The sequence below is a fragment of the Streptomyces nojiriensis genome, from assembly GCF_017639205.1.
Classification (GTDB): Bacteria; Actinomycetota; Actinomycetes; order Streptomycetales; family Streptomycetaceae; genus Streptomyces; species Streptomyces nojiriensis.
Genome location: NZ_CP071139.1, coordinates 5,868,476 through 5,893,287, shown reverse-complemented (window position 1 = coordinate 5,893,287; position 24,812 = coordinate 5,868,476). Strand labels below are relative to the sequence as shown.

General features: G+C 73.2%; 19 protein-coding genes. 4 read left to right on the top strand and 15 right to left on the bottom strand.

Going from position 1 to position 24,812, the window contains the following annotated elements; all coding sequences use genetic code 11:
- Positions 1 to 8: 8 nt before the first annotated feature.
- From JYK04_RS27600 to JYK04_RS27560, 9 genes are all read right to left on the bottom strand, one after another.
- Positions 9 to 215 carry a hypothetical protein gene (locus JYK04_RS27600; RefSeq protein ID WP_189732681.1) on the bottom strand — a complete coding sequence of 69 codons (207 nt, stop codon included), beginning with the start codon at positions 213 to 215 and terminating at the stop codon, positions 9 to 11.
- A gap of 78 nt (positions 216 to 293) precedes the next feature.
- Positions 294 to 536 (bottom strand): hypothetical protein, encoded by a 243-nt coding sequence (locus JYK04_RS27595; protein ID WP_189732683.1) that lies wholly within the window; start codon positions 534 to 536, stop codon positions 294 to 296.
- A gap of 81 nt (positions 537 to 617) precedes the next feature.
- Entirely contained in the window at positions 618 to 842 is a 225-nt protein-coding gene (locus JYK04_RS27590) for a hypothetical protein (RefSeq protein WP_189732685.1), read from the bottom strand.
- 56 nt (positions 843 to 898) lie between these two features.
- A complete protein-coding gene (locus tag JYK04_RS27585) occupies positions 899 to 1,477 on the bottom strand; it encodes a hypothetical protein (RefSeq protein ID WP_189732687.1) in 579 nt (192 codons plus the stop codon).
- A gap of 52 nt (positions 1,478 to 1,529) precedes the next feature.
- Positions 1,530 to 2,444, bottom strand: coding sequence for a ParB/RepB/Spo0J family partition protein (locus JYK04_RS27580; protein WP_189732689.1), 915 nt, complete (start codon positions 2,442 to 2,444; stop codon positions 1,530 to 1,532).
- A 126-nt stretch (positions 2,445 to 2,570) separates the two neighbouring features.
- Positions 2,571 to 2,900, bottom strand: a complete 330-nt coding sequence (locus JYK04_RS27575; RefSeq protein WP_189732691.1) for a hypothetical protein — start codon at positions 2,898 to 2,900, stop codon at positions 2,571 to 2,573.
- Entirely contained in the window at positions 2,897 to 3,268 is a 372-nt protein-coding gene (locus tag JYK04_RS27570) for a WhiB family transcriptional regulator (protein WP_030010480.1), read from the bottom strand. Before JYK04_RS27570 ends, JYK04_RS27575 begins: the two co-directional genes overlap by 4 nt.
- Positions 3,269 to 3,447: 179 nt before the next feature.
- On the bottom strand, positions 3,448 to 3,759 hold the full coding sequence (locus JYK04_RS27565) for a hypothetical protein (RefSeq protein WP_189733679.1): 312 nt from the start codon (positions 3,757 to 3,759) through the stop codon (positions 3,448 to 3,450).
- Positions 3,760 to 3,938: 179 nt separating this feature from the next.
- Positions 3,939 to 6,113: an ATP-dependent DNA helicase UvrD2 gene (locus JYK04_RS27560; RefSeq protein WP_189732693.1), complete on the bottom strand. Its 2,175-nt coding sequence runs from the start codon at positions 6,111 to 6,113 to the stop codon at positions 3,939 to 3,941.
- Between the two features lie 170 nt (positions 6,114 to 6,283).
- Here JYK04_RS27560 and JYK04_RS27555 point away from each other — a divergent pair, with 170 nt between their 5' ends.
- Positions 6,284 to 6,544 carry a mycoredoxin gene (locus tag JYK04_RS27555; protein ID WP_030011087.1) on the top strand — a complete coding sequence of 87 codons (261 nt, stop codon included), beginning with the start codon at positions 6,284 to 6,286 and terminating at the stop codon, positions 6,542 to 6,544.
- A 97-nt stretch (positions 6,545 to 6,641) separates the two neighbouring features.
- On the opposite strand, the gene nudC is transcribed toward JYK04_RS27555, so the two are convergent.
- The 5 genes from nudC to JYK04_RS27530 form a co-directional block, all read right to left on the bottom strand.
- Positions 6,642 to 7,598, bottom strand: coding sequence for an NAD(+) diphosphatase (nudC, locus tag JYK04_RS27550; protein WP_189732695.1), 957 nt, complete (start codon positions 7,596 to 7,598; stop codon positions 6,642 to 6,644).
- A 54-nt stretch (positions 7,599 to 7,652) separates the two neighbouring features.
- Positions 7,653 to 9,059 carry a dipeptidase gene (locus JYK04_RS27545; RefSeq protein WP_189732697.1) on the bottom strand — a complete coding sequence of 469 codons (1,407 nt, stop codon included), beginning with the start codon at positions 9,057 to 9,059 and terminating at the stop codon, positions 7,653 to 7,655.
- A 10-nt stretch (positions 9,060 to 9,069) separates the two neighbouring features.
- Positions 9,070 to 13,026 carry a UvrD-helicase domain-containing protein gene (locus JYK04_RS27540; RefSeq protein ID WP_229874951.1) on the bottom strand — a complete coding sequence of 1,319 codons (3,957 nt, stop codon included), beginning with the start codon at positions 13,024 to 13,026 and terminating at the stop codon, positions 9,070 to 9,072.
- 86 nt (positions 13,027 to 13,112) lie between these two features.
- Positions 13,113 to 16,835 (bottom strand): ATP-dependent DNA helicase, encoded by a 3,723-nt coding sequence (locus JYK04_RS27535; RefSeq protein WP_373297364.1) that lies wholly within the window; start codon positions 16,833 to 16,835, stop codon positions 13,113 to 13,115.
- Positions 16,836 to 17,093: 258 nt separating this feature from the next.
- Positions 17,094 to 17,456 carry an MGMT family protein gene (locus JYK04_RS27530; RefSeq protein ID WP_189732701.1) on the bottom strand — a complete coding sequence of 121 codons (363 nt, stop codon included), beginning with the start codon at positions 17,454 to 17,456 and terminating at the stop codon, positions 17,094 to 17,096.
- A gap of 119 nt (positions 17,457 to 17,575) precedes the next feature.
- Between JYK04_RS27530 and JYK04_RS27525 the strand changes: the two genes are divergently transcribed.
- The 3 genes from JYK04_RS27525 (at position 17,576) to JYK04_RS27515 (ending at position 23,515) form a co-directional block, all read left to right on the top strand.
- Positions 17,576 to 20,437 carry a lysylphosphatidylglycerol synthase transmembrane domain-containing protein gene (locus tag JYK04_RS27525; RefSeq protein WP_189732703.1) on the top strand — a complete coding sequence of 954 codons (2,862 nt, stop codon included), beginning with the start codon at positions 17,576 to 17,578 and terminating at the stop codon, positions 20,435 to 20,437.
- Between the two features lie 141 nt (positions 20,438 to 20,578).
- On the top strand, positions 20,579 to 21,838 hold the full coding sequence (locus JYK04_RS27520; RefSeq protein WP_189732705.1) for an SUKH-4 family immunity protein: 1,260 nt from the start codon (positions 20,579 to 20,581) through the stop codon (positions 21,836 to 21,838).
- 84 nt (positions 21,839 to 21,922) lie between these two features.
- On the top strand, positions 21,923 to 23,515 hold the full coding sequence (locus JYK04_RS27515; protein ID WP_189732707.1) for an alpha/beta hydrolase: 1,593 nt from the start codon (positions 21,923 to 21,925) through the stop codon (positions 23,513 to 23,515).
- A 97-nt stretch (positions 23,516 to 23,612) separates the two neighbouring features.
- Here the strand turns inward: JYK04_RS27515 and moeZ are convergent, their stop codons facing one another.
- Positions 23,613 to 24,791 carry an adenylyltransferase/sulfurtransferase MoeZ gene (gene moeZ, locus JYK04_RS27510; protein WP_030011110.1) on the bottom strand — a complete coding sequence of 393 codons (1,179 nt, stop codon included), beginning with the start codon at positions 24,789 to 24,791 and terminating at the stop codon, positions 23,613 to 23,615.
- Positions 24,792 to 24,812 lie beyond the last annotated feature (21 nt).

Below are 24,812 nucleotides of genomic sequence, written 5' to 3'. Positions count from 1 at the left end.
CGGGCGCGTCACCACCAGGACGAATCGAGCCTGCCCTCGATCGCCCGGAGGTTGGCGCGCGCGCAGTCGACGCAGAAGTACTGTCTGGTCCCGTTCTCCACCGAGCAGGTCCAGGTGGGTGGGATCTCGCCCGGGGCCTTCGCGCCACAGCCCGCGCAGACGACGGGCTGGGCCTCGGATCCCGACGGGCCGGGATGGGGAGTCGGCTGGTCCACCTCCGGACGATATCCCCGTACGGGTCGCAGACCCCGCGCAACGCACCGGCCGAAGGGCTCGTTCCCCTTCGGCCCTGTTCAGACGAGGGTGATCGTCACGTCGACGTGGTGCGCCGTGTAGCTGACGGCCTCCCAGAGCACCGCACCGGCGAAGGCGTACAGGGTGGCGCCCCATCGGGTGACGGGATCGGGCAGCCAGCGCGGGGACGCCGGCGCGAGTTCCGGGACGACGGGCGCCGTCCGAGAGGTCGGTGCCGTCCGTCCCGGCCGGATGTCCGACGGGGCCGGTGCCGACGAGCTGGTTGTGCAACGATTGCACATGGTGTGTCCTCCGGATGTGCCGTGGGCCGGCCACTCATCGGGTGTTGTGAGAGACGGTCGATGAGAGGCCCGGCCTGTCTGTCAGCTGCGGTTCTTGAAACGTAGATAGAGCGCGACCGCGCCCGGGAGGGCGGCGACCACGGACATGACACGCGAGATGAAGGCCGTGGACGGATCCGCCACGAACATGGTGACGATCATGCTCACCACGAGCCCGAGGGTGAGGAGCGAGGTCGCCCCGAGCACCACGCTGGTCCGTTCGTCCGCCCGGCGCTGCCGGGCCTGGATCGCATCGGTCTTCTGCATGATGCGTGCGTAGTGCTGGTCATGGACTGAGCTGTGTCGAACCTCCTTGCCGTGCATCAGGATCCCCCTTCCATGTGATCTGCGAAGAACTTGACCACCGCGTCGAGGTCGGTCACCTTGCCGATGCGGGCATCCGCCTTCGTGGTCCCGACGGAGTTCCTGGAGACGCGGAGCCGGGCCGCGGCCACCGTCATGGGGTAGGCGTAGACCCTCCGTGCCTCGAAGACCCGCTTCATCGCCTCGGGCATCGCATCGATGACCCGCAGGCCCTTCATCACCTCCTCGTCCGCGACATCGGCGAACAGGGTGGCGTACTGGACCTCGTGCCAATGCTTGCCGGTCCAGAGGTCCTTGCGTTCGCTCATGGCCTTGCGTGCGTAGTGGTGCACCAGCTGCCGCAACGCCTGCTCCTTGCGGTGCTGCTGGTTCACCCAGTCCGCGCAGAGCCACGCGTAGGCGTCCTCGACGACGCACAGGATGTCCACGCGGGGATCGGCGCACCTGGTGAACGCGATCCGCTGACAGAACACGGTCTGATCGTCGATCAGAGCCCGCTGCGCGGCGATGATCTCGGGCGTCTTCTCATAGAACCTGACCCGACCGTTGACTCGCATGTTCTTGTCGAAAACGGACACCGGCACCTCCTCTGGTCTTGCCCCGACCACCAACTACGGTGCCAGGAAAGCCTCAGGAGGTGTGGCGCACTCCAGGCGGAACACGATCGCCGGGGTGTGCGCCGGGCGTACCCGAGTCGGGGAGGTGTCGCGCGACGCGGTCCAGGCGCTCCCGCAGGCTCGCCACGAGCCGGTCCGCCGCGACCTGATCGGCGGTGGCGGCCAGGCGGTAGGCGGCGGCGATGTCCCGCATCCCGTAGGCGAAGTCGACGGCACGCTCGACGTACTCGGCGAACGCCTCCACCGGGTCGACCGGGTTAACCGGGTTAATCCGCTCCACCACACCGGTGACAGCCGGAGTCACCGGCCTGCGAGGGGACTTGGGCCGGTTCATCACCTGCTCGGCCTCCGCGTGCTGCCGCTCCGGCGGCAGGCCGCCGATGCGGCGCGCCTCCTTCACCGGCAGCTCTCCGCTGCGGACCTTGTCCTTGAGGTCGTCGGCGAGCTTGAGCAGGGCGAGCCGCTGCGAGATCCACGCCGGGGACTTGCCCAGCCTTTCGGCGACCTTCCTCTGGGATCCGTACGCCACGACCAGTCGCCGGATCGCGTTCGCCTCCTCGAGCGGGCCGAGACCGGCCCGGTGGATGCTGGTGATCAGCGCCGACTCCAGGATGTCCTCGGAGCTCAGGGCCAGTTCGTCGCGGATGTCGATCCGCAGCTCGTCGAGCTCGGCCACGCGCGCCGCGGCGAGCCTGCGGTTTCCGTCGACGACGACGTAGGCGGCCTCACCGAGGCCGCGTTCCTGCCCGGCGTGGACGGCGAGGAACGCCGCGCGCCGGACCACGGTGACGGGGTGGATCTGCCCCTTGCTCCTCAGCGACCCGGCCATCTCCTCGATGTCACCGAGCTCGTCACGCGGATTGAACGGGTTGTGTGCGAGCTCGACCGGCCTCACTGCGAGCGGCTCGCTCCTCGTATCACGCTGCATGCGCAGCACCCTAGAGCGGACGCCGGGAGCGGGCGTGCCGGGAAGAGGGGGAATACGGAAAGGCGTCGGCCCCCGACGCCCGGTGGTCCGGGTGACGGGGGCCGACGCCTGCTGTTTCTTCAGCTGTCAGTGCATGACGGCCATGGCCAGCGCGCGCCGGGCGCGCATGGAGACGCGCTCGGCACGCCGCTGCATGCGGCGGGCGGCGACCAGGCGCACGGCGTGACGCTCGGCGTCCGCCTCACGCATACGGTCGTCCATATGGGCGCGAGCCAGGGCTTCTGGGATGAGTTGCATTTCGCGGGTCCTGTTCTGACGCGAGGTGATCGCGCCGGCGGTGATGAAGTCTGCGTGGGCGGCGCCGTGGGGCTGCTCGCTCGTGGTGTAGGAGGTCATGAGGGCCTGCTTCAGGGGGTCGTGCGTCAGGGGGCGGTCGATGGTTCCGATGGCGGTCATGCCGTGACAACCGGGTTCTTGCGCGGGCGGCCACGGGGACGCTTGCGGGCGACGACGACACCCTGGACGAAGAGCTCGCCACCCCAGACACCCCAGGGCTCGCGGCGCTCGACAGCCCCGGCGAGGCAGGCCTCGACCAGCGGGCAGGTGCGGCAGAGGGACTTGGCGTACTCGACGTCGGCCGGGGACTCGGCGAAGAAGACCTCGGGGTCGAAGGTGCGGCAGGGGACGGGCACGCCGAGGTTCTCGATGGCGTCGTCGAGCGCGGTCAGCGCGGTGAGCGGGGTCAAGGTGTGGTCCTCCGGGACTGCGGGCGGGGAGATCATTTGGGTCTGCGGTACGGACGGGGCGTGCGCTTCGAGTTGCACGGTGTTTTCTTCCTCGTCTTGTTCGGCTAGTCGTTCCGGCCGGTCGGCCGGGTTCGGCTGGTACCTGGCTGCCAGTCCCGTGGCCCCTTCGCTCCGTCGTCCCGGTTCGGGACAAACAGAAGGGCCGCGGATCCCGGGTGGGGTTCCGCGGCCCTGAAGGCGCCGGCCTGATCATGCGATCAGGCTGGATCACTCCAGGGTTCGAGCCCGCGGAAGGCCCACATCAGGTGGTGCTGCTGCTTCGTCTGCTTCTTCTGGGATCCGGCACCGGCTGCGGCAGCGAATCCATAGGCGCCATGCGTCTGCGCTTCTGCTGCCAGTACTGCCACCGGTGCCTTGGTCGGTCGCTCATTGCGCTCACTGACCGGAAGGATCGCCAGCAGGGCGGGGCGGTCGGCGGAAATCGCGGACACACCGGTACCCAGGAGGGAGACGGAACCGAGCAGGCAGGAAGCGTCGACCGAGCGATCGGTCATGTTGGTGAAGGTCATGAAGCTGGTCACTGGTCTCGCCTCCTCTCGGCGTCTCGGGGACTCGGCCCGGGGGCCTGTCCCATACGTATTCGGATAAGTACAGCACGGATCCAGGGCTTCGGAGAAGCCACCGTTTCCGTTGCTAAGAACCTATGGGTCTTCGCTGGGCATGTGCAAACTATTTTTCCGACGAGTTTCTACGCGTCGTCAGGATGCCCGGCCGCAACCTCTTGACCTGCGCAGATGGCCAGGACATCGGCTCCGTACCGGTCAAGCTTACGGCCGCCCACTCCGGAGATCATCGACAGCTCCCCCTCCTCGGCCGGCGCGGCCTCCGCGATGGCCATCAGCGTCTTGTCCGTGAAGACGCAGTAGGCGGGCAGTCCTTGCTCCTTCGACTGGGCCGCACGCCAGTCCCGCAGTCGCTCGTAGAGGCCTTCGTCCATGTCGGACGGGCAGTCCTCACAGCGCATCAGTTTCAGCTCGCCGGCCTCGGTCAGGGTCTTGCCGCAGACCCGGCACAGCACAGGACCGCGGCGCACGCGCCCCCGCACCCCTCGCTCGGCCGCGGAGCCCGCTGTGGCCCCCGGGGCCGCGGAGCCCGGCCGCAGGCCGTTGAGGAAGCGGCTGGGGCGCCTGGAGGCCCGGCCACCGGGGGCGCGGGAGACCGCCCACGACAGGTTCAGGTGGATCCGTGCCCGGGTGACGCCGACGTAGAGCAGCCGCCGTTCCTCCTCGACCTGCTCGTCGGTCTTCGCATAGGTGATCGGGATCATGCCGTCGGTGAGGCCGACGAGGAACACGGCATCCCACTCCAGGCCCTTCGCCGCGTGCAGCGAGGCCAGCGTGACGCCCTGGACGGTCGGGGCGTGCTGGGCCGCCTTGCGCTCCTCCAGCTCGATCGTGAGGTCCGCCAGCGTGGCCCCGGGCCGGGACCGGGCGAAGTCCTCGGCGAGCCGGACCAGTGCGGCCAGCGATTCCCACTGGTCGCGCACGGCGCCGGAGCCGGCGGGCGGCTCGGTGCCCCAGCCGGTGGAGCTGAGCACCGCCCGGACCTGGGAGCCCAGCTCCACGACGTCGTCGAGCAGCGGGTCGTTCCCGCCGGAGCGGGCGGCTCCGCGCAGCGCGAGGATCGCCTTCTGGACCTCCTGGCGCTCGAAGAACCGCTCGGCTCCGCGCAGCTGGTAGGGGACCCCGGCGTCGGCGAGGGCCTGCTCGTAGACCTCGGACTGGGCGTTGATGCGGTAGAGCACGGCGATCTCGCCCGCCGGAACACCCGCGGCGATCAGGTCGCGGATCCGGCGGGCGACGCCCTCGGCCTCGGCGGGCTCGTCCGCGTACTCGGCGTAGACGGGGTCGGGGCCGGTCTCGCGCTGCGAGATCAGCTCCAGGCGGTGCTCGGCGGCGCGGCCCTTGGCCTGGTTCAGGAGCCCGTTGGCCAGATGGACCACCTGGGGGGTGGAGCGGTAGTCGCGGACCAGCTTGACCACCGTGGCCTGCGGGTAGCGGGTGCGGAAGTTCAGCAGGTGGTCGGGGGTGGCGCCGGTGAAGGAGTAGATGGTCTGGCTGGCGTCACCGACGACGCAGAGGCTGTCGCGCTCGCCGAGCCACAGGTCCAGCAGCCGCTGCTGGAGCGGGCTGACGTCCTGGTACTCGTCGACGACGAAGTGCTGGTACTGGGTGCGGATCTGCTCGGCGATGTCGTGGCGGTCCTGGAGGATGCCGACGGTCAGGAGCAGCACGTCCTCGAAGTCGATCATGCCGCGGTCGCGCTTGAGCTGTTCGTACGTCCCGTAGATCTGGGCGATCTCGGCGAGGTCGCGGGGGGCCTCGCGGCCCGACTTGAGGGCGGCCACCGGGTAGTCGGCGGGCACGGTCTGGGTGACCTTCGCCCATTCGATCTCGCCGGTGACGTCGCGCAGCTCGTTGCGGTCGAGACGGATCCGGCAGCGCGCGCCGGCCTCGGCCACGAACTGGATCTTGCGCTCCAGCAGCCGGGGCACCTCCCCGCCGACCGCCTTCGGCCAGAAGTACTGGAGCTGGCGCAGGGCGGCGGAGTGGAAGGTGCGGGCCTGGACCCCGCCCGCTCCCAGGGTGCGCAGACGTCCGCGCATCTCACCCGCGGCGCGGTTGGTGAAGGTGACGGCGAGCACACTGGCCGGCATGAGCTGCCCCGACCGGACGCCGTAGGCGATCCGGTGGGTGATCGCGCGGGTCTTGCCGGTACCGGCACCCGCCAGCACGCACACCGGCCCGCGCAGGGTCGTCGCGACCTCGCGCTGCTCCGGGTCGAGGCCCAGGAGCACCGCGTCGGCCGAGTCGGCGGAGGCGGGGCCACCCGGGAACGATGAGGAGTGCGTTGCTGCTGTCACCCCGCCATGCTGCCAGGTCTCGTGAGTCTGGCGGGAAAATTGTCCACAGGCAGTACGTATCAGTCGTATCAGTCACACCGCGTGCGCCGGGGCGACCGCACGGGAATGGCCGCAGGGTCCCGTACGTTCGAGTACTCGGACCACCGAGCCCTCACGAAGGAGAGCGCAGCATGCAGGACACGGGCACCGTCACGATGTACAGCACGACCTGGTGCGGCTACTGCCGTCGGCTGAAGACCCAGCTGGACCGGGAAGGCATCGCGTACAACGAGATCAACATCGAGCTCGACCCGGAGTCCGCCGCGTTCGTGGAGAAGGCCAACGGCGGCAACCAGACGGTCCCCACCGTCCTCGTGAAGTCCGCCGCGGGCAGTGAGTCCGTCATGACGAACCCGAGCCTGGCCCAGGTCAAGCAGGCCCTCGCCGTCTGACCGGCCCAGGAGCGGACACAGCGGAGGGCCCCCGCCGAAGCGGGGGCCCTCCGCCGCGTCACGACCACCGCGTCACGGGGCGGGGAAGTGACGAAGGTTACGCGGCGGCCTTCGGCAGCGGCTCGCCGTACCAGAGCTCGACCAGCCGGGCGGCGATGGAGATGCCCGACGGGGGCAGCACCTCGCCCGACGCGAACGCCGCCCGCAGCTCCTCGCGGGAGAACCAGCGGGCCTCCTCGATCTCCTCGCCGTCCACCGTGATCTCGGAGGTGGTGGCGCGGGCCGTGAAGCCCAGCATCAGGCTGTACGGGAAGGGCCACGGCTGGCTGGCCACGTACTCGACCTCGCCGACCCGGACGCCCGCCTCCTCCCACACCTCGCGGATGACGGACTGCTCTATCGACTCGCCCGGCTCCACGAACCCCGCCAGCGTGGAGAAGCGGCCCTCGGGCCAGTGCACCTGGCGGCCCAGCAGCGCACGGTCGTGCTCGTCCGTGACCAGCATGATCACGGCCGGGTCGGTGCGCGGGTAGTGTTCGGCGCCGCAGCCCGGGCAGCGGCGGATGTGCCCGGCCGCCGCGACCACCGTGCGCTCGCCGCAGCGCGAGCAGAAGCGGTGCATCCGCTGCCAGTTCTCCAGCGCCACCGCGTGCACCATCAGCCCGGCGTCGCGCGGGGACAGCAGCAGTCCGGCCTCGCGCAGGCCGGCCGGGCGGGCCGACTGGTCCATGCGGCCGGGCAGCGCGTCCTTCTGCAGCGCGAAGTACCGTACGCCGTCCTCGTCGGTGCCCAGGAAGTAGCGGTGGGTCTCGGTGACCGGGGCCTCGAAGGCCGGGGTCATCACGATGCCGCTACCGCCGTCGGGGGTGTCGTCGATCAGGACCTGGCCGCCGGAGACGACGAAGACACGGGTCGTGGGGTGGCTCCAGGCCGCGGCGAGCCACGCCTCGTCGAGACGGTGGTGCGCGGCGCGGTCGATCCCGCTGGGCGCGGCGAGCGAAAGAGGGCGCTCGGTGAGAGGGCGCTCGGTATGGGTGCTCACAGGTACTTCCAACTCCCCCGGTGGTGGGACAGGCAGGCTCGGTACGGCAGGTGTGTGCGTCGGGTGTCAGGCGGTGGTGCGGTGGTGGGCGGCCAGGTCTCCCCAGAGGTACGCGGTCGTCTCGACGCCCTTGAGCAGGAGGTCCAGCTCGACCTTCTCGTTCGGTGAATGCCAGCCGTCGGACGGTACCGAGATGCCGAGGAAGAGGACGGGTGCGTCCAGGACGTCCTGGAGGTCCGCGGCGGGGCCGGAGCCGCCCTCCCGCGTGAAGCGGATCTTCTCGCCGAAGGCGCGGCCCATGGAGCGGACGACCGACTGCAGGGCCGGGTGGTCCAGCGGGGTCAGGCAGGGGCGGGTCGGTGCGCCGAAGGTGATGGAGTGGCGGATCCCGTCCGGGATCCCGGCCGCGACCCAGTCCCTGACGGCCGCCTCGACCTCGTAGGGGTCCTGCCCGGACACCAGGCGGAACGACAGCTTCAGGTGGGCGGAGGCGGGCACGATGGTCTTGCCGCCGGGGCCCTGGTAGCCGCCGCCGATGCCGTTGACCTCGGCCGTGGGGCGGGCCCAGACGCGCTCCAGGGTGGAGTACCCGGCCTCGCCCGCGGCCGCGTGGGACTTGGCCGTACGCAGCCACTCGGACTCGTCGAAGGGCAGCTCGGCGATGAGCGCGCGCTCCGCGTCCGTCAGCTCGGCGATGTTGTCGTAGAAGCCGGGGATCGTGACCCGTCCGTCGGCGTCGTGCAGGGCCGCGACCAGGCGGGCGGCGACGGTGGCCGGATTGGGCACGGCCCCGCCGAAGGCGCCGGAGTGGATGTCCTGGTCCGGGCCGTGGAAGTCGATCTCGCAGTCGGCGACGCCGCGCATGCCGGTGCAGACGGTGGGGGTGGTCTCGGACCACATGCCGGTGTCGGAGACGATCACGACGTCGGCGGCGAGCTCGGCGGCGCGGGCCTCGACGAGGGCGCGGAAGTTCGGGGAGCCGGACTCCTCCTCGCCCTCGATGAGGAGCTTGAGGTGGACGGCGGGAGCGGCGGCGCCGGTGGCCGCCAGGTGCGCCCGTACCCCGAGGGTGTGGAAGAAGACCTGCCCCTTGTCGTCTGCGGCGCCGCGCGCGTACATGCGGCCGTCCTGGACCACCGGCTCGAACGGGTCGGTGTGCCAGCCGTCGGCGAGGGCGGCGGGCTGCACGTCGTGGTGCCCGTACACGAGGACGGTCGGGGCGTGCGGGTCCTCGCTCGGCCAGTGCGCGAAGACGGCGGGCGCGCCGGGGGTCTCCCACACCTCGGCGACCGGGAAGCCGGTCTCCTTGAGCTTGGCCGCGAGCCATTCGGCGCTGCGGCGTACGTCGCCCGCGTGCTCGGGCTGGGCCGAGACGGAGGGAATGCGGAGCCACTCGGCGAGGTCGTCGAGGAAGGCGGCGCGGTGGGTGTCGATGTACGTGCGGACGACGCTGTCCGGCGGGGTGTCGCTCATGCCCCCGAGCCTAGCTGTCCGCCTGGTGGTCACCGTCCGGGTCCGATCCGCCTTGGAGGATCCGCTCAAGGCCGGCGCGGTCCGGGAGGTTGCGGGGGCGGATCACGCGGCCGCTGCGGACGTGCAGGAAGGCGGCGGAGACCCGGTCGAGCGGGGTGTTCGTGGCCTCGGCCCAGGCCACGCGGTAGACGGCGAGCTGGAGGGGGTCGGCCTCGGTGGTGCGGCCGGTCTTCCAGTCCACGATCTCGTACGAGCCGTCCGGGTTGCGGTAGACGGCGTCGATCCGGCCGCGCACGACCCGGCCGGCGAGGGTGAGCTGGACCGGGGCCTCCATGCGGTGGGGGGGGCGGTCCGCGTACGGGCTGCGTTCGAAGGCGGCCTTGAGGGAGTCGAGGTCGGCCTCGTCGGCGATCTCCTGGTCGGAGCCGGCGCCGGGCAGGTCGGTGACGGGGTCGAGGACGTCGAGGAAGGGCAGCGGCAGCTCGTCGAACCGGGACTCGACCCAGGCGTGGAACCGGGTGCCCTGGCGGGCGGCGGGCTGCGGGGGCCGCGGCATGGGGCGGGCGAGGTCGCGTACGAAGCCCTGCTCGTCGGCGGCGAGCCGGAGCAGCTGGCTGGCCGACAGGGCGGACGGCAGCTCGACGTCGCGGACGGCCGCGCGGGCACGGCGGAGCTCGCCCTCGAGGGCGTCGAGATCGCGGTCCCAGGAGGCGACGGCGCGGGCCTCCTCGGGAACGAGGTCACCGCCGTGCCTCCCGGCGGGGTCGGCGGGGTCGGGGGGCACTGCCGTGCCGGGCCGCCTTCCGGCAACGGGACGTACCGAGGGCGGGGCCGCCCCGGCCGCCCGGAGATCCCCGTCCGGCGCGTCGGGGGTGGCCGGGGCGGATGCGTCCCCCGCCCCGCCCGGAACCGGGGCGCCGCCCCGGGCCCCGTGGGGCGCCGACGCGGCCGCGCCGTCCCCGGGCAGGCCCCGGGCCCATGCCTCGGCCGCCCAGGGGTCGTCGAAGTCCGGCCCGGCGGGGTGCCGGGCCGGACCTGCCCAGGCTTCGCCGGACCAGAGGTCGTCGGGCGGCTCGGCGGCGGCGGTAGGGGCGGATTCGTCCCCCACCCCACCCCTTCCCGGAGCCGGGGCGCTGCCCCGGACCCCGTGGCGAGCCGGCGCGGCCGCGCCGTCCCCCGGCCGGGCTTCGGGCCAGGGCTCGGCCGCCCAGGGATCGTCGAAGTCCGGCCCGGCGGTGCCGGCCGCCTCGGCCGGGCGCTGCGCGGGCGTCTGCGGCAGCAGAGCGTCGCCGGGCCGGGCCGGGGCTCCGGGCTCCGTCGTCGCCGAAGGCGTACCGGCGCCGTCGGCCGGGGGGCCCGGGGGCCAGGTGCCGTCGGCCGGGGCGTCCGGTTCCCAGGGGTCTTCGGCCGGCCACGGCTCCTCGCAGTCCGGGGGCCAGAGGTACTCGTCCTCCTCCGGGGGCGGGGCCGCGAGGTAGGACTCCACCAGGGCGGCCGCCGCGCGGCGCAGGGTGAGGGAGTACGGGTCGAGCGGGAGGGGCCAGGAGTGGTCCGGGGTGGACTCGCCGGACAGCGCCGGGTTCTCGGCGGTGGGGTCGGGCTCGTCCGCCCAGGCCTCGATCTCGCCGAAACCGGCCGCGCAGTGCTCGTACAGGGCTTCGAGGAACGGCGACGGGCCGCGGCGCCTCTTCTGGCTCGGCCCCCACCAGTGGCCGGAGGCCAGCAGCAGGGAGCGCGGCCGGGTGAAGGTCACGTAGCCGAGGCGGAGCTCCTCCACCGACTTGTGGTCCTTGAGCGCGGCCTTGAAGGCCTTCAGGCCCGCCGAGGTCCAGGCCGGATCCCCGGGCAGGGTGGGGGCGTCGCCGCGCAGCGCGTACGGGAGCACCTTCGCGTACGAGGTCCAGGCCTCCGGCGGCTTCTCCTTCGGGAAGGCGCCCGCGCACAGGTCCGGGACCACCACGACGTCCCACTCCAGGCCCTTGGACTTGTGGGCGGTGAGCACCTTGACCGTGTTCTCGCCGCCGGGCAGGGCGTGGTCCAGGCCCTTCTCGTACTGGGCGGCCGTGCGCAGGAAGGCCAGGAAGGCCAGCAGCGTGGCCTCGCCGTCGAGGGCGGCGAAACCGGCCGCCACGTCCATGAAGTTCGACAGGGTCTCGCGGCGGCGGGCCGCCAGCGCGTGCGGGGAGGCCGACAGCTCCACCTCCAGGCCGGTGGCGGTCAGCACCCGGTGCAGGACGTCCATCAGCGGGTCCGCGAGGGAGCGCCGCAGGTCGCGCAGTTCCTGGGCGAGGTGCGCGAAGCGGATCCGGGCCTCCGCCGAGAAGGGGAGGTCGTCCGGGGCCTGTCCGGCGCCGTCGAGGAAGGTCTCCAGGGCGTCGGCCAGCGACACGATCTCCGCCGGGTCCACGCCCTCCACGGCCGCCGCGAGGCGTTCGTCCGGGTCGGACCCGGCGGGCGCGCGGCTCACCAGCTGCCGCGCCCGGCGGCCCAGCAGGGCCAGGTCGCGCGCGCCGATCCGCCAGCGCGGGCCGATCAGCAGCCGGACCAGGGAGGCGTTGGCGCCCGGGTCCTGGAGGACCTCGCAGACGGCGACGAGGTCGGCGACCTCGGGCAGGTGCAGCAGCCCGGAGAGCCCGACGACCTCCACCGGCACGTCCCGGTCCACGAGCACGGCCTGGATCTGCGCGAAGTCCCCGGCGGAGCGGCACAGTACGGCGATCTCGCGCGGCTCCGTCCCGGTACGGACCAGGTGGGCGACGGAGTCGGCGAGCCAGTCGAGCTCCTGCGCGTGGGTCTCCAGCAGGGCGCAGCGGACCTGCCCGGCGGCCTCGGCGCCCGGCGCCGGGCGCAGTGCCTCCACGCCCTCGTGCATGGCGCGCAGCGGGGCGGCGAGTCCGTTGGCGAGGTCCAGCAGGCGGCCGCCGCTGCGCCGGTTCTCGCTGAGGGAGAGCCGGGTGGCGGGGGTCCCGTCGGCGTGCGGGAAGTGCTCGGGGAAGTCGTCGAGGTTGGCGACGGAGGCCCCGCGCCAGCCGTAGATCGCCTGGCAGGGGTCGCCCACGGCGGTCACGGCGTGGCCGGAGCCCGCGCCGAAGAGGCCGGACAGCAGGAGCCGCTGGGCGACGGAGGTGTCCTGGTACTCGTCGAGCAGGACCACCCGGAACTCCTCGCGGAGCAGTGCGCCGACCTCGGGGCGGGTGGTGGCGAGCTGCGCGGAGAGGGCTATCTGGTCGCTGAAGTCGAAGAGGTCGCGGGAGCGTTTGGCGGCGCGGTAGCGGACGACCAGTTCCAGCAGTTCGAGGCGGCCGCGCACGGCCTCGGGGACCTTGCGGAGGTCCTCGTTGGTGAGCTTGGTGCCGGCGAGGACACCGAGCAGCTCGGTGTCGTGGAGGCGCAGCCGCTCGGGCTCGACCAGGTGCTCGGAGAGTTCGCCGTCGAGCGCGAGGAGGTCGCCGACCAGGTCGGGGACCGATTTGGTGAGCGAGGGGTACGGGCCGGGGGCCTCGCGCAGCACCTTCGCGGCGAGCTGGAAGCGGGTGGCGTCGGCGAGCAGCCGGGAGCTGGGCTCCAGGCCGATGCGCAGGCCGTGGTCCTTCAGGAGCTGTCCGGCGAAGGCGTGGTAGGTGGAGATGCGGGGCTCGCCGCCGGCCGCGTCCGGGTCGGCCGGGGAGGGGTCCGGGTCGGTGATGCCGGCCCGCGCGAGGGCCTTGCGTACGCGCTCGGACAGTTCACCGGCGGCCTTGTTGGTGAAGGTCAGGCCGAGCACCTGCTCGGGTGCGACCGCGCCCGTACCGACGAGCCAGACGACGCGGGCCGCCATGACGGTGGTCTTGCCGGAGCCGGCGCCCGCGACGACGACCTGGGGGGCGGGCGGGGCGGTGACACAGGCCATCTGCTCGGGCGTGAAAGGGATCCCGAGGAGCTCCTTGAGCTGCTCGGGGTCGGAGAGGGCGGGCGGACGCGCGGGCACGTAAAAAGGCTAGCCGCCCCCACCGACAGCCCCGACCGCCGAACGCCGAGCGCCGAGCGCCGACACGCGACCGGCGACCGGCGAGCTCACTCGACCGTCTGGCGGCCCTCCGGGCGGGCGCTGCACGAGCTGCGGAAGGAGCAGTGGTCGCAGTGGCGGCCCGCGGCGGGCGCGAACCGCTCGTCCAGGACCCGGCCCGCGGCGGTGGCCAGCAGGTCGCCGACCCACTCCCCGTCGAGCGGCTGCTGGGCCTGCACCTTGGGCACCGCGTCGCCGCCCTCGCGGATCGCGGCGCCCTGGCGGAGCTGGACGAGCTCGGCGCCGCCCGGCGCGGGGCGCAGGCCGTCGAAGACCTCGTCGACGGCACCCTCGCGCACGGCGAGCTGGTAGACGGCGAGCTGGGGGTGGCGGGCCACCTCGTCCTTGGTCGGCGCGGATTTGCCGGTCTTGAAGTCGACGACGTACGCACGCCCCTGCGGGTCCGATTCGACCCGGTCCATGGAACCCCGGATGCGGACGGCGACCTCGCCGGCTTCGAGTGTGACGTCGAACTCGTGCTCCGTGGCCACGGCCTCGCGGCCGCCGCGGTCGGTGGTGTGCCAGCGCAGGAAGCGCTCCAGGGCGGCGCGGGCGTTGTCCTTCTCCTGGCGGGACTTCCAGGGGGCGTCGAAGGCGAGGGCGTCCCACACCGAGTCGAGGCGTTCCATGAGGACGGCCAGGTCGGCGGGGGTGCGGCCGGAGGCGACCTCGTCGGCGAGGACGTGGACGACGTTGCCGAAGCCCTGGGCGGCGGTGGAGGGGGTGTCGGCCTTGACCTCGCGGCCGAGGAACCACTGGAGGGAGCAGGTGTTGGCGAGCTGCTCCAGGGCGCTGCCGGACAGGGCGACGGGCCGGTCCCGGTCACGGAGGGGGACGCTGCTGCGGGTGGGCTCGTACAGGCCCCACCAGCGCTGCGGGTGCGCGGCGGGGACCAGCGGGCGGTCCTCGTCGTCGGTGAGCGCGGCGAGGCGGGCGAGGCGGCGGGCGGCCGCGTCGCGCAGGGCGGGCGAGGCGTCGGGGTCGACGGTGGTGGCGCGCAGCTCGGCGACGAGCGCGGCGACGGCGAGGGGGCGGCGGGGACGGCCGGTGACGTCGCGCGGAGTGACGCCGAGCTCGGTGAGGAAGCGGGAGGGCTGGTCGCCGTCGTCGGCGGGGGCCTTGACGGCGGTGACGACGAGGCGGTCGCGGGCGCGGGTGGCGGCCACGTAGAACAGCCGGCGCTCCTCGGCGAGCAGGGCGCCGGGGGTGAGGGGCTCGGCGAGGCCGTCGCGGCCGATGCGGTCGGCCTCCAAGAGGGAGCCGCGGCGGCGGAGGTCGGGCCACAGGCCCTCCTGGACGCCGGCGACGACGACGAGGGACCACTCCAGTCCCTTGGAGCGGTGGGCCGTCATCAGCCGGACGGCGTCGGGGCGGGTGGCGCGGGCCGTCAACGTGTCGGCGGCGATGTCCTCCGCCTCCAGCTGTTCGAGGAAGTTGAGCGCGCCGCGGCCGCCGGTGCGTTCCTCGGCGCGGGCGGCGGTGTCGAAGAGGGCGCAGACGGCGTCGAGGTCGCGGTCGGCGTTGCGGCCGGCCGCGCCGCCGCGGCGGGCGCTGCGCTCCAGCCGCTGCGGCCAGGGGGTGCCGTCCCAGAGGACCCACAGGGCCTCCTCGGCGGTGCCGCCGCCCTGGAGCAGCTCGCGGGCCTTGCGCAGGAGCAGGCCGAGGCGTTGCGCGCCGCGGGCGTAGGCGGGGTCGTGGGCGGTGAGCCGCTCGGGCTCGGCGAGGGCGCGGGCGAGCAGTACGTCGGAGGGCGCGGGCACCTTGACGCCGGCGGCGCGCTCCTCGTCGCGCAGGGCACGGCCGAGCCGCCGCAGGTCGGCGGCGTCCATCCCGCCGAGGGGGGAGGCGAGCAGGGTGAGGGCGGCCTCGACGGTGACACCCCCGGCGGCGTCGCCCCCGGCCGCGTCGCCCCCGGCGGGGTCGGCGAAGCCCCCCGGGGCGGGCTCGACGGCGTCGGGGTCGGCTGCGGCGGGGGATGCTTCCCGCCCACCCGCCCCTACAGTGCGAGCGAGCTCGTCGGCCTGACCGCCGGGACCCGCCCCGACCGCGTCGGCCCGGGTGGCGGCGGAGCCGGTGCCGGCCTCGGGGCTCCGCCCCGCGCCCGGCTCGCCCACGACGTCGGCCGCCGTCGGGCCGTCGAGCCGCGCCGGGCCGCCGTCGGGGCCGGCGTGCTGCCCGGAGGCCACGCCGGCCCGGTCCTGCGGCGCGGACGGGTCGGCCGGCGACGCGGCGGCGGAGCCGGTAGCGGCTTCGGGGGCGACTCCCGAGAGGTCCGCGCCCGGCGCCGCCGCTTCGGCCCGGTCCTGCGGAGCGGACGGTGGCGCGTCGGCGGAGCCGGTAGGGGCTTCGGGGCTGCGCCCCGGGTTCGGCTCGGCGCCGGCGGGCTCGCCCTCGTCCGCGGCCTGCGCCGGGTCGCCCACGGCTACGGCGGGGCTCCGCCCAGGGTCGGACTCGGCGGTGGTGGCTGCGGCGCGGAGGGCCGTCAGGAGGGGGGAGACCGCCGGTTCGTGGCGCAGGGGGGTGTCCGCGCCGTCCGTTTCGACCGGGACTCCCGCCGAGATCAGGGCGCGGCGCATCGCCGGGAGGGTGCGGCCGCCCGCACGGACCAAGACGGCCATCTCCTGCCAGGGCACCCCGTCCTCCAGGTGGGCCCGCCGCAGGATGTCGGCGATGTTGTCCAGCTCGGCGCCCGCCGTCGGGTACGTGAAGACCTCCACCCGCCCGCCCTCCCGCACCGGCGCGAGATCGCGGTGCGCGCGGACCGCCTCGGCCGGCAGTCGCGGGACCGGCATCCGGGTGGTGAGCAGCCGGGTGGCCGCCAGCAGGGCCGCGCCGGAGCGGCGGCCGACGGTGAGGGCCTTGACCCGCGCGCCGGGGAAGGCCGATCCGAAGTCCAGGACGTTGTTGATGTCGGCGCCGCGGAAGGCGTAGATCGACTGGTCGGGGTCGCCGAAGGCGACCAGCGTGCCGCCGGGGCCGGTCAGGGCGCGCAGCAGCCGCAGCTGCGAGGCGTCCGTGTCCTGGTACTCGTCGACGAAGATCGCGTCGTAGGCGGAGGCGAGGGACGGCGTGCGTTCCGCGAGGAGCACCGCCCGGTGCAGGAGTTCCGCGTAGTCGAGCGTGCCCTGCATGTCGAGGACGTCGAGGTACTCGGAGAGGAAGGCCGCCGCCGCCTTCCAGTCCGGGCGGCCGATGCGGTCGGCGAACGAGGAGAGGGCCTGCGGCCCGAGGCCCAGTTCGCGGGCGCGGGCGAGCACCGCCCGGACCTCGTCGGCGAACCCGCGCGTGGTCAGCGCGGCCCGCAGGTCGTCCGGCCAGCGGATGGAGCGGATCCGGCGCTGGCCCTCCAGGAGGGTGCGGACCATCACGTCCTGCTCGGGGCCGGACAGCAGCCGCAGCGGGTCGGCGAAGAGGTCGGTGTCCTGGTGGGCGCGGACGAGTCCGTAGCAGAAGGAGTGGAAGGTGGTGGCCTGCGGGGCGCGCGCGCCGCCGAGGCGCAGGGCGGCCCGGTCGCGCAGTTCCACCGCCGCCTTGCGGCTGAAGGTGAGGATGAGGATCCGGGCGGGGTCGGTGCCCGCTTCGACCCGGGCGGTGACGGCTTCGACCAGCGTGGTCGTCTTCCCGGTGCCCGGTCCGGCGAGGACCAGCAGTGGTCCGCCGGTGTGGTCAACCACAGCCCGCTGCGCTGCGTCCAGCACAGGGGGATCCACCCGTTCCGGCCCGGTGCGCACGAGGCGGTACGCGTCGGGGGTCCGCGTACGCCGCCGTTCGGTGCGGTCGGAGGAAGAGGTGATCACGTGGGGTGCCGGTCCTGGTGGGTCTGCGGGGTGTGGCGGTGCTGCCGTGACGGCTCGCGCGGAATCCGCCGCGGAAGCCGAAGAGGCAACGCTACGGCAACCGGCCGACGGCGCGCAGTCCCCCCGGGTACCCCGGACGGGCGTTCGGCCCGTCGCCCGATCGCCCGTCCGGGCCGCGCATGGCCGAAGCTGTCAGGTGTGAGCCTCGTCGCGCGTGCCGTCCTCCCCGCCATCCGGTCCGGGGGACCCGTCCCAGCGCGCCCGGCGCATGTCCAGCCGCGGCTCGCCGCCCGCGGTCAGGCGCAGCGGGGTGGCCTCGGTCCGGTAGTGCTCCAGGGCGCGCACCTCGTGGCCGGGCAGCGGCAGGCCGTCCGCCCGCACCACGCGCCACCAGGGCACGGCTCCCCCGTACAGGGCCATGACACGCCCGACCTGGCGGGGTCCTCCCTCGCCGAGCCACTCGGCGACGTCCCCGTACGTCATCACCCGGCCGGGCGGAATACGCTCGGCCACCTCCAGTACGCGCTCCGCGTACGCGGGCAGCTCCTCACTCATTCAGCACATGGTGCAGTACGTCGGCCCCGCTCCGGCGGAGGTCTCGCTTCCGCACCGGCGCGCACCCTGATGCCCCGCAGGCCCGCCGGTCCGTGCCACCATCTTCCGGGCGGTGACTGGTGATACGTGATCAAGAAGAGACGGATGTGACGACGAAGGAGCAGGGTGTGAGCCCTCCGGACGGCGCGGCGACCGACGACGGCGCACGCCCTGACGACGGCCGCGCCGCCCGCCCCGAACCCGTCCCGGAGCCCCGTCCGGAGCCCCCGCGCCCCGACGGCCGGACCGACCGGACCGACCGCACGGGCGAGGCCGAGGCCGAGGCCGAGCCGGTTGAAGCCGAGCCGGCCGAAGCCGAGCCGGCCGAGGCCGCCGAGGACGCGCACGGTCACGCCGCCACCGACGCCGACCGGGTCGAGGTCGACGAACCGCTGCTCGCCGCCCGCGTGCACCGGCCGTCCGACCTCGTACGCCTGCTCGTCGGCATCCTCGGCATCGCCGTCCTCCTCGCCATCGCCGCCTTCGCCCACGGCACCACCGTGGGTCTGGAGGAGGACATCAGCAAGGGCACCGGCCAGGCACCCGCCCTGTTGATCAAGGTCGCCGCCCTGGTCTCCAGCATCGCGGTGCTGCTGCTGCCCGTCGCCTTCGCCATCGAGCGGCTGATCAAACGCGACGGGCTGCGCATCGCCGACGGCGTGCTCGCCGCCGTCCTCGCGCACGGCGTCACCCTCGCCACCGACCTGTGGGTCTCGCAGGCCGCCCCCGACACCATCCAGGACGCCCTGACCCGCCCCGCGGCCGGTGGCACCCTCACCGACCCGGTGCACGGCTACCTCGCGCCCGTCATCGCGTACATGACCGCGGTCGGGATGACCCGCAGACCCCACTGGCGCGTCGCCCTGTGGATGGTCCTCCTGCTCAACGCCTTCGCCATGCTGGTCAACGGCTACACCACCCCCTTCTCGATCATCCTCACGGTGCTGATCGGCTGGAGCGTCGCCTACGGCACCCTGTACGCCGTCGGCTCGCCCAACGTCCGCCCCACCGGCCAGCACCTCCTCGCCGGACTGCGCCGGGTCGGCTTCCAGCCGGTCAGCGCGATGCGCGCCGAGATGCCCGAGGGCCCCGAGCCCTCCGAGGCCAACGACCGGGGTCGCCGCTACCACGTGACCCTGGAGGACGGGCCGCCGCTGGACGTCACGATCGTCGACCGCGAGCAGCAGGCCCACGGCTTCTTCTACCGGGTCTGGCGCCGGCTCACCCTGCGCGGCATCACCACCGGGCGCAGCCTGCAGTCGCTGCGCCAGGCGCTGGAGCAGGAGGCGCTCCTCGCCTACGCGGCCATCGCGGCCGGGGCGAACGCGCCGAAGCTGATCGCCACCTCCGAGCTCGGTCCGGACGCGGTGATGCTCGTGTACGAGCACCTGGACGTCCGGGCGCTGGACGCGCTCGCCGACGAGGAGATCACCGACGAGCTGATCCACCACACGTGGAAGCAGGTACGGGCCCTGCAGTCGCGGCGGATCGCGCACCGCCGGCTCACCGGGGACGCCCTTGTGGTGGATCGTTCCGGCAATGTCATCCTGACCGACCTGCGCGGCGGCGAGATCGCCGCCGGCGACCTGGTGCTCCGGATGGACATCGCCCAGCTGCTGACCACGCTCGGCCTGCGGGTCGGCGCCGAGCGCGCGGTGGCCTCGGCCGTGTCGGTGCTCGGCCCGGACGCGGTGGCGGACTGTCTGCCGCTGCTCCAGCCGATCGCGCTGAGCCGTTCCACCCGGGCCACGCTGCGCAAGCTGGCCCGGGAGCGGGCGGAGCGGCAGCGCGAGGCCGTACTGGAGTCCTCGCGGGCGGCGAAGGCGGCGCGCGAGGCGGAGTCCGCGGCCTCCGCGACCCCGGTCTCCGCCTCGGCCGCCGCCGACCGCAAGGCCGAGAAGAAGGCCCTGGAGGATGCGCTGGACGGGGCCCGCGAGGAGGATCTGCTGACCCAGATCCGCCACCAGGTGCTGCTGATCCGGCCGCAGGCGCCGGTGGAGCCGGCCCGGCTGGAGCGGATCCGGCCGCGCACGCTGGTCTCGTTCATCGCGGGCGCGTTCGGTGCGTACTTCCTGCTCACGCAGCTCGCCCACGTGGACTTCGCGACCATCATCGGCCAGGCGCAGTGGGGCTGGGTCGGGGCGGCGCTCGCCTTCTCGGCGCTGACCTACTTCGCGGCGGCGATGAGCCTGCTGGGCTTCGTCCCGGAGCGGGTGCCGTTCCTGCGGACCGTGGTCGCGCAGGTGGCCGGATCGTTCGTGAAGCTGGTGGCCCCGGCGGCCGTCGGCGGTGTCGCGCTGAACACGCGGTTCCTGCAGCGGGCGGGGGTCCGGCCGGGGCTGGCGGTCGCGAGCGTGGGCGCCTCCCAGCTGTTCGGGCTGGCCAGCCACATCCTGCTGCTGCTGTCGTTCGGCTATCTGACCGGGACCGAGAAGACCCCGGAGATGACCCCGTCCCGCGCGGTCATCGCGGGTCTGCTGACGGTGGCCGTGCTGGTGCTGGTGGTGACGGCGGTCCCGTTCCTGCGGAAGTTCGTGGTGACGCGGGTACGGGCGCTGTTCGCGGGCGTGGTGCCGCGCATGCTGGACGTGCTCCAGCGGCCGAAGAAGCTGCTGACCGGCATCGGCGGGATGCTGTTGCTGACGGGCTGCTTCGTGATGTGCCTGGACGCGTCGATCCGCGCGTTCGGCGGCGGCGAGGCCATCAGCTACGCGAGCATCGCGGTGGTGTTCCTGGCGGGCAACGCGCTCGGATCGGCGGCGCCGACACCGGGCGGCATGGGCGCGGTGGAGACCACGCTGACCCTCGGGCTGATCGCGGCGGGTCTGGAGAAGGAGGTCGCGATCTCGGCGGTACTGCTGTTCCGTCTGATGACCTTCTGGCTGCCGGTGCTGCCGGGGTGGATCTCGTTCAACTTCCTGACCCGCAAGGAAGCCATCTAGCCTCCGGCTCCGGCCGGCGGATTCGGCACCGGGGCGCTCCCGTACCCGCCACGGCGCTTCGCGCCCGCGCCTCGAACGCCGGCGTGGCCGGATGATCCGCCCGGCGGGGGCGGTGTCCCAGGCGGGTGGCAGCATGCGTCCATGAGTGAAGACCAGGACAGCCGTTGCCCGTTCGACGATCCGGCCGCGGTGCTGCGCGCGGACCGGGCGGCCCTGCGGGGCGGGGCCGCCGGTGGAGGGGGCATCGGGCGGGAGGTGTTCACGCAGGCCGAGGCCGTCTTCGGGCGGGCCGACGTGGGGCGGGCGGAGTTCGCCTCCTGGCTGCACTTCGCCGCGACCGTGCTCGGGCACCACGACTACGCCGCCCGCGTCGCCGAGGCCGAACCGGGGCTGCCCTGGCGGACGGTGTGGGCCTGGTGGCGGCCCGTCGGCGCCTACGTGGCCGAGCCGAACCTCAGCGGTGACCACACCGCCGAGGTGTACGACCTCGACGGGGGCGCGGCCGTGAAGGTGTGGGCCCTGTGGTGCGAGGACGCGTGGTTCGACCTGGAAACGGGACGCCGGCTGCCCGCACCGGCCGACGGTGCGGCCGTGGAGCGCGAGGTGGAAGATCCGGACGGCCCTTGGCTGTTCGACGCGTACGAGGAGAGCCGGGCGCTGAACTGCCCCGGCACCTGGGAGGAGCCGGTTCCGCTCGGCGGCGGCCGCTACCTGTACGCGGAGGCGCGCGGGGTCGTCGTGGTGGAGGAGAACGCCGCGGCGCTCGCCGACTGGCCCCGGGGCACCGCCGACTCCTCCTCCTGGGCGTCGGCCGAGGACACCCCGTGGTTCCGCCCGGGCACGCGCGGCTCCGGCCCGCTCACCGCCGCCGGACTCGCCCGGACCTTCGGGGACGCGTGGGTCACCCGCGTCCCCGCCGACGAGCTCCCGGACGCGCTGGAGCACCCGGCCACCCGGGAGTTCCTGAGCGGGGTCGGGCTGCCGCGCCACTGGGCCGCGGGCGTCAGCTCGTTCGAGGTCGCCCCGGAGTTGCTGCGGCCGCTGACCGCGCAGGCTCCGGAGGCCGGGGACGAGGACCTCCTGCACCTCGGAACCTTCGATTTCGGGTACACGGACCCGGGCCTGGTGGGCGTCCACCGCGTCACCGGCGCGGTGCACATGTACCAGGAGTCCGTCATCCCGCTGGCCCGGGACCTGGCGTCCTTCGTCGGGTTCCTCGACGGTGTACGCCGGTACATGGGCGCCTGCTGGTCCTCGTACCCGGCCGAGGACGGCATCGGGGACTTCCGGGAGGCGATGGCGGCCCTGGATCCCGGGGCGCTGGCCGACGGCTCGCCCTCCGCCGAGACCTGGGAGCACCTGTTCGCCGCGATCACGGAGCTGAGCGTGTACGGCTACTGAGCGGCGGGCCGGAAGGCGGGCGGGCGGCCCCCCGTTCGGGTCAGCGCACGGGCGGGGTCGCCGCGGGGCCCACAGGATGGGGACATGCCGACACACGCCTGGCGGGTCACCGCCGCCGCCACGCTCGCCGCCGGGCTGATCGCCACGGCCGCCTGTTCCGCAGACGGCGACGGGAAGAAGACGACGGCCGACGGCACCCCGGAGGTCAAGCCCCTGAAATGGGGCGACTGCGAGGCCCCGACCGCCGCCCAGGGCGGCGGCCAGGCCCCGCCCAAGGACTGGCAGTGCGCCACCCTCGACGTCCCGCTCGACTACGCGAAGCCCGAGGGCGAGACGATCCCGATCGCCCTGATCCGGGCCAAGGCCCGGGACCAGAAGAACCGGCTGGGCTCGCTGGTCTTCAACTTCGGCGGACCCGGCGGCTCGGGCATCAGTACGCTGCCGGGCGCCGCGAAGGAGTACGAGGCCCTGCGCGCCCGGTACGACCTGGTGAGCTTCGACCCGCGCGGGGTGGGCGGCAGCGATCCGGTCCTGTGCGAGAACGACAAGCAGCTGGACCAGTACTTCAGCGAGGACTCCTCCCCCGAGACCCCGGCGGAGGAGAAGGCCTTCCTCGAGAACATCCGGAAGTACCAGGCGGCCTGCGAGAAGAACTCCGCCGAGCTGCTCCCCCGCGTCGGCACCGAGAACGCCGCCCGCGACCTGGACCGCATCCGCCAGGCCCTCGGTGACGAGAAGCTGAACTACTTCGGCATCTCCTACGGCACCGAGCTCGGCGGGGTCTACGCCCACCTCTTCCCGAAGAACGTCGGCCGGGCCGTCTTCGACGCCGTCGTGGACCCGACCAAGACCGCCGAGGAGAGCGCCCTGGGCCAGGCCAAGGGATTCCAGCTCGCGCTCGGCAACTTCGCCCAGGACTGCGTGGACCGCGGTGACGAGTGCCGGCTCCGGGGCAGCACGCCCAAGGAGATCGAGGCCGACATCATCAAGCTGCAGAAGGCGCTGGCCGCCAAGCCCATCCCGGGCATCGGGGACCGGATGCTCACCGAGACCCAGGCGACCAACGGCATCGCGCAGGCCCTGTACTCGAAGGAGCTGTGGCCGCTGCTGGAACAGGGCCTCGACGAGGCGGAGGGCGGTCAGGGGCAGCTGCTGATGGCCCTGTCCGACGCGCTCAACGGCCGTGACCAGCAGGGGCGTTACAGCAACATCGGCGCGGCCAACACCGCGATCAACTGCGTGGACGACAAGGAACGCAACACCCTGGAGCAGACGAAGGCCAAGCTGGCGGAGTTCCGGGCCGCGTCTCCGGTCTTCGGGGACCTCCTCGGCTGGGGCATGATGTCGTGCACCGGCTGGCCGGTCCCCGGCACCTGGGAGACCCCCGACGTCTCGGCGCCGGGCTCCGACCCCATCCTGGTGATCGGCAACACCGGTGACCCGGCCACCCCGTACGAGGGCGCCCGCAAGATGGTGGAGCGGCTCGGCCCGGGCGTGGGCGTGGAGCTCACCTACAAGGGCGAGGGGCACGGCGCGTACAACAGCGGCGACCCGTGCGTGCAGAAGGCGGTCGACAGCTACCTGCTGGACGGGAAGACGCCGCCCGAGGGCACCGTCTGCACCGCGGCCCCGAACCCGACGCCGCCGCCCGAGGCGCCGGAGTCGTCGGCCGCCTGATCCGGTCCGCGGGACGAACGCCGAAGGGGCCGTACCCCGGTCGCCCGGGGTACGGCCCCTTCGGGCCACTGCTGGTGGACCGGCCGGGAAGCCCGGCCTAGTAGACCGGCTTCTCGGGCTCGATCTGGTGGACCCAGCCGATCACGCCGCCGCCGACGTGCACCGCGTCCGCGAAGCCCGCGGACTTCAGGACGGCGAGGACTTCCGCACTGCGGACACCCGTCTTGCAATGCAGGACGATGCGCTTGTCCTGCGGCAGGTCCTGGAGGGCGGTGCCCATCAGGAACTCGCCCTTGGGGATCAGCTTCGCGCCGGGGATCGAGACGATCTCGTACTCGTTGATCTCGCGGACGTCGATGATCTCGATGGGCTCGTCGGTGTCGATCCACTCCTTGAGCTGCTTGGGAGTGATCGTCGAACCGGCGGCCGCCTCCTGGGCCTCCTCCGACACGACGCCGCAGAAGGCCTCGTAGTCGATGAGCTCGGTGACGGTCGCGTTCGGACCGCAGACCGCGCAGTCGGGGTCCTTGCGGACCTTGACCTGGCGGTACTGCATCTCCAGGGCGTCGTAGATCATCAGACGGCCGACCAGCGGCTCGCCGACGCCCGTGAGGACCTTGATGGCCTCGGTCACCTGGATCGACCCGATGGACGCGCAGAGCACGCCCAGCACGCCGCCCTCGGCGCAGCTCGGGACCATGCCCGGCGGCGGGGGCTCCGGGTAGAGGCAGCGGTAGCACGGGCCGTGCTCGGACCAGAAGACCGAGGCCTGGCCGTCGAAGCGGTAGATCGAGCCCCACACGTACGGCTTGTTCAGCAGCACGCAGGCGTCGTTCACCAGGTAGCGCGTGGCGAAGTTGTCCGTGCCGTCGACGATGAGGTCGTACTGGCTGAAGATCTCCATCACGTTCTCGGCTTCGAGCCGCTCTTCGTGAAGGACCACGTTCACGTACGGGTTGATGCCCAGCACGCTGTCACGGGCCGACTCGGCCTTGGAACGGCCGATGTCCGCCTGGCTGTGGATGATCTGGCGCTGCAGGTTCGACTCGTCGACCTCGTCGAACTCCACGATGCCCAGCGTGCCGACGCCGGCCGCGGCCAGGTACATGAGGGCGGGCGAACCGAGACCGCCGGCACCCACGGCCAGCACCTTGGCGTTCTTCAGGCGCTTCTGGCCGTCCATCCCGACGTCCGGGATGATCAGGTGCCGCGAATACCGACGGACCTCGTCAACGGTGAGCTCAGCTGCTGGCTCGACCAGCGGTGGCAGCGACACGGGCACTCCGAAGATGGGAGC

Coding starts and splice junctions, on each gene's coding strand:
- JYK04_RS27595 (WP_189732683.1), bottom strand. CDS start 536: ATGTGCAATCGTTGCACAACCAGCTCGTCGGCACCGGCCCCGTCGGAC.
- JYK04_RS27590 (WP_189732685.1), bottom strand. CDS start 842: ATGCAGAAGACCGATGCGATCCAGGCCCGGCAGCGCCGGGCGGACGAA.
- JYK04_RS27580 (WP_189732689.1), bottom strand. CDS start 2,444: ATGCAGCGTGATACGAGGAGCGAGCCGCTCGCAGTGAGGCCGGTCGAG.
- JYK04_RS27575 (WP_189732691.1), bottom strand. CDS start 2,900: ATGACCGCCATCGGAACCATCGACCGCCCCCTGACGCACGACCCCCTG.
- JYK04_RS27565 (WP_189733679.1), bottom strand. CDS start 3,759: ATGACCTTCACCAACATGACCGATCGCTCGGTCGACGCTTCCTGCCTG.
- JYK04_RS27555 (WP_030011087.1), top strand. CDS start 6,284: ATGCAGGACACGGGCACCGTCACGATGTACAGCACGACCTGGTGCGGC.
- JYK04_RS27545 (WP_189732697.1), bottom strand. CDS start 9,059: ATGAGCGACACCCCGCCGGACAGCGTCGTCCGCACGTACATCGACACC.
- JYK04_RS27530 (WP_189732701.1), bottom strand. CDS start 17,456: ATGAGTGAGGAGCTGCCCGCGTACGCGGAGCGCGTACTGGAGGTGGCC.
- JYK04_RS27520 (WP_189732705.1), top strand. CDS start 20,579: ATGAGTGAAGACCAGGACAGCCGTTGCCCGTTCGACGATCCGGCCGCG.
- JYK04_RS27515 (WP_189732707.1), top strand. CDS start 21,923: ATGCCGACACACGCCTGGCGGGTCACCGCCGCCGCCACGCTCGCCGCC.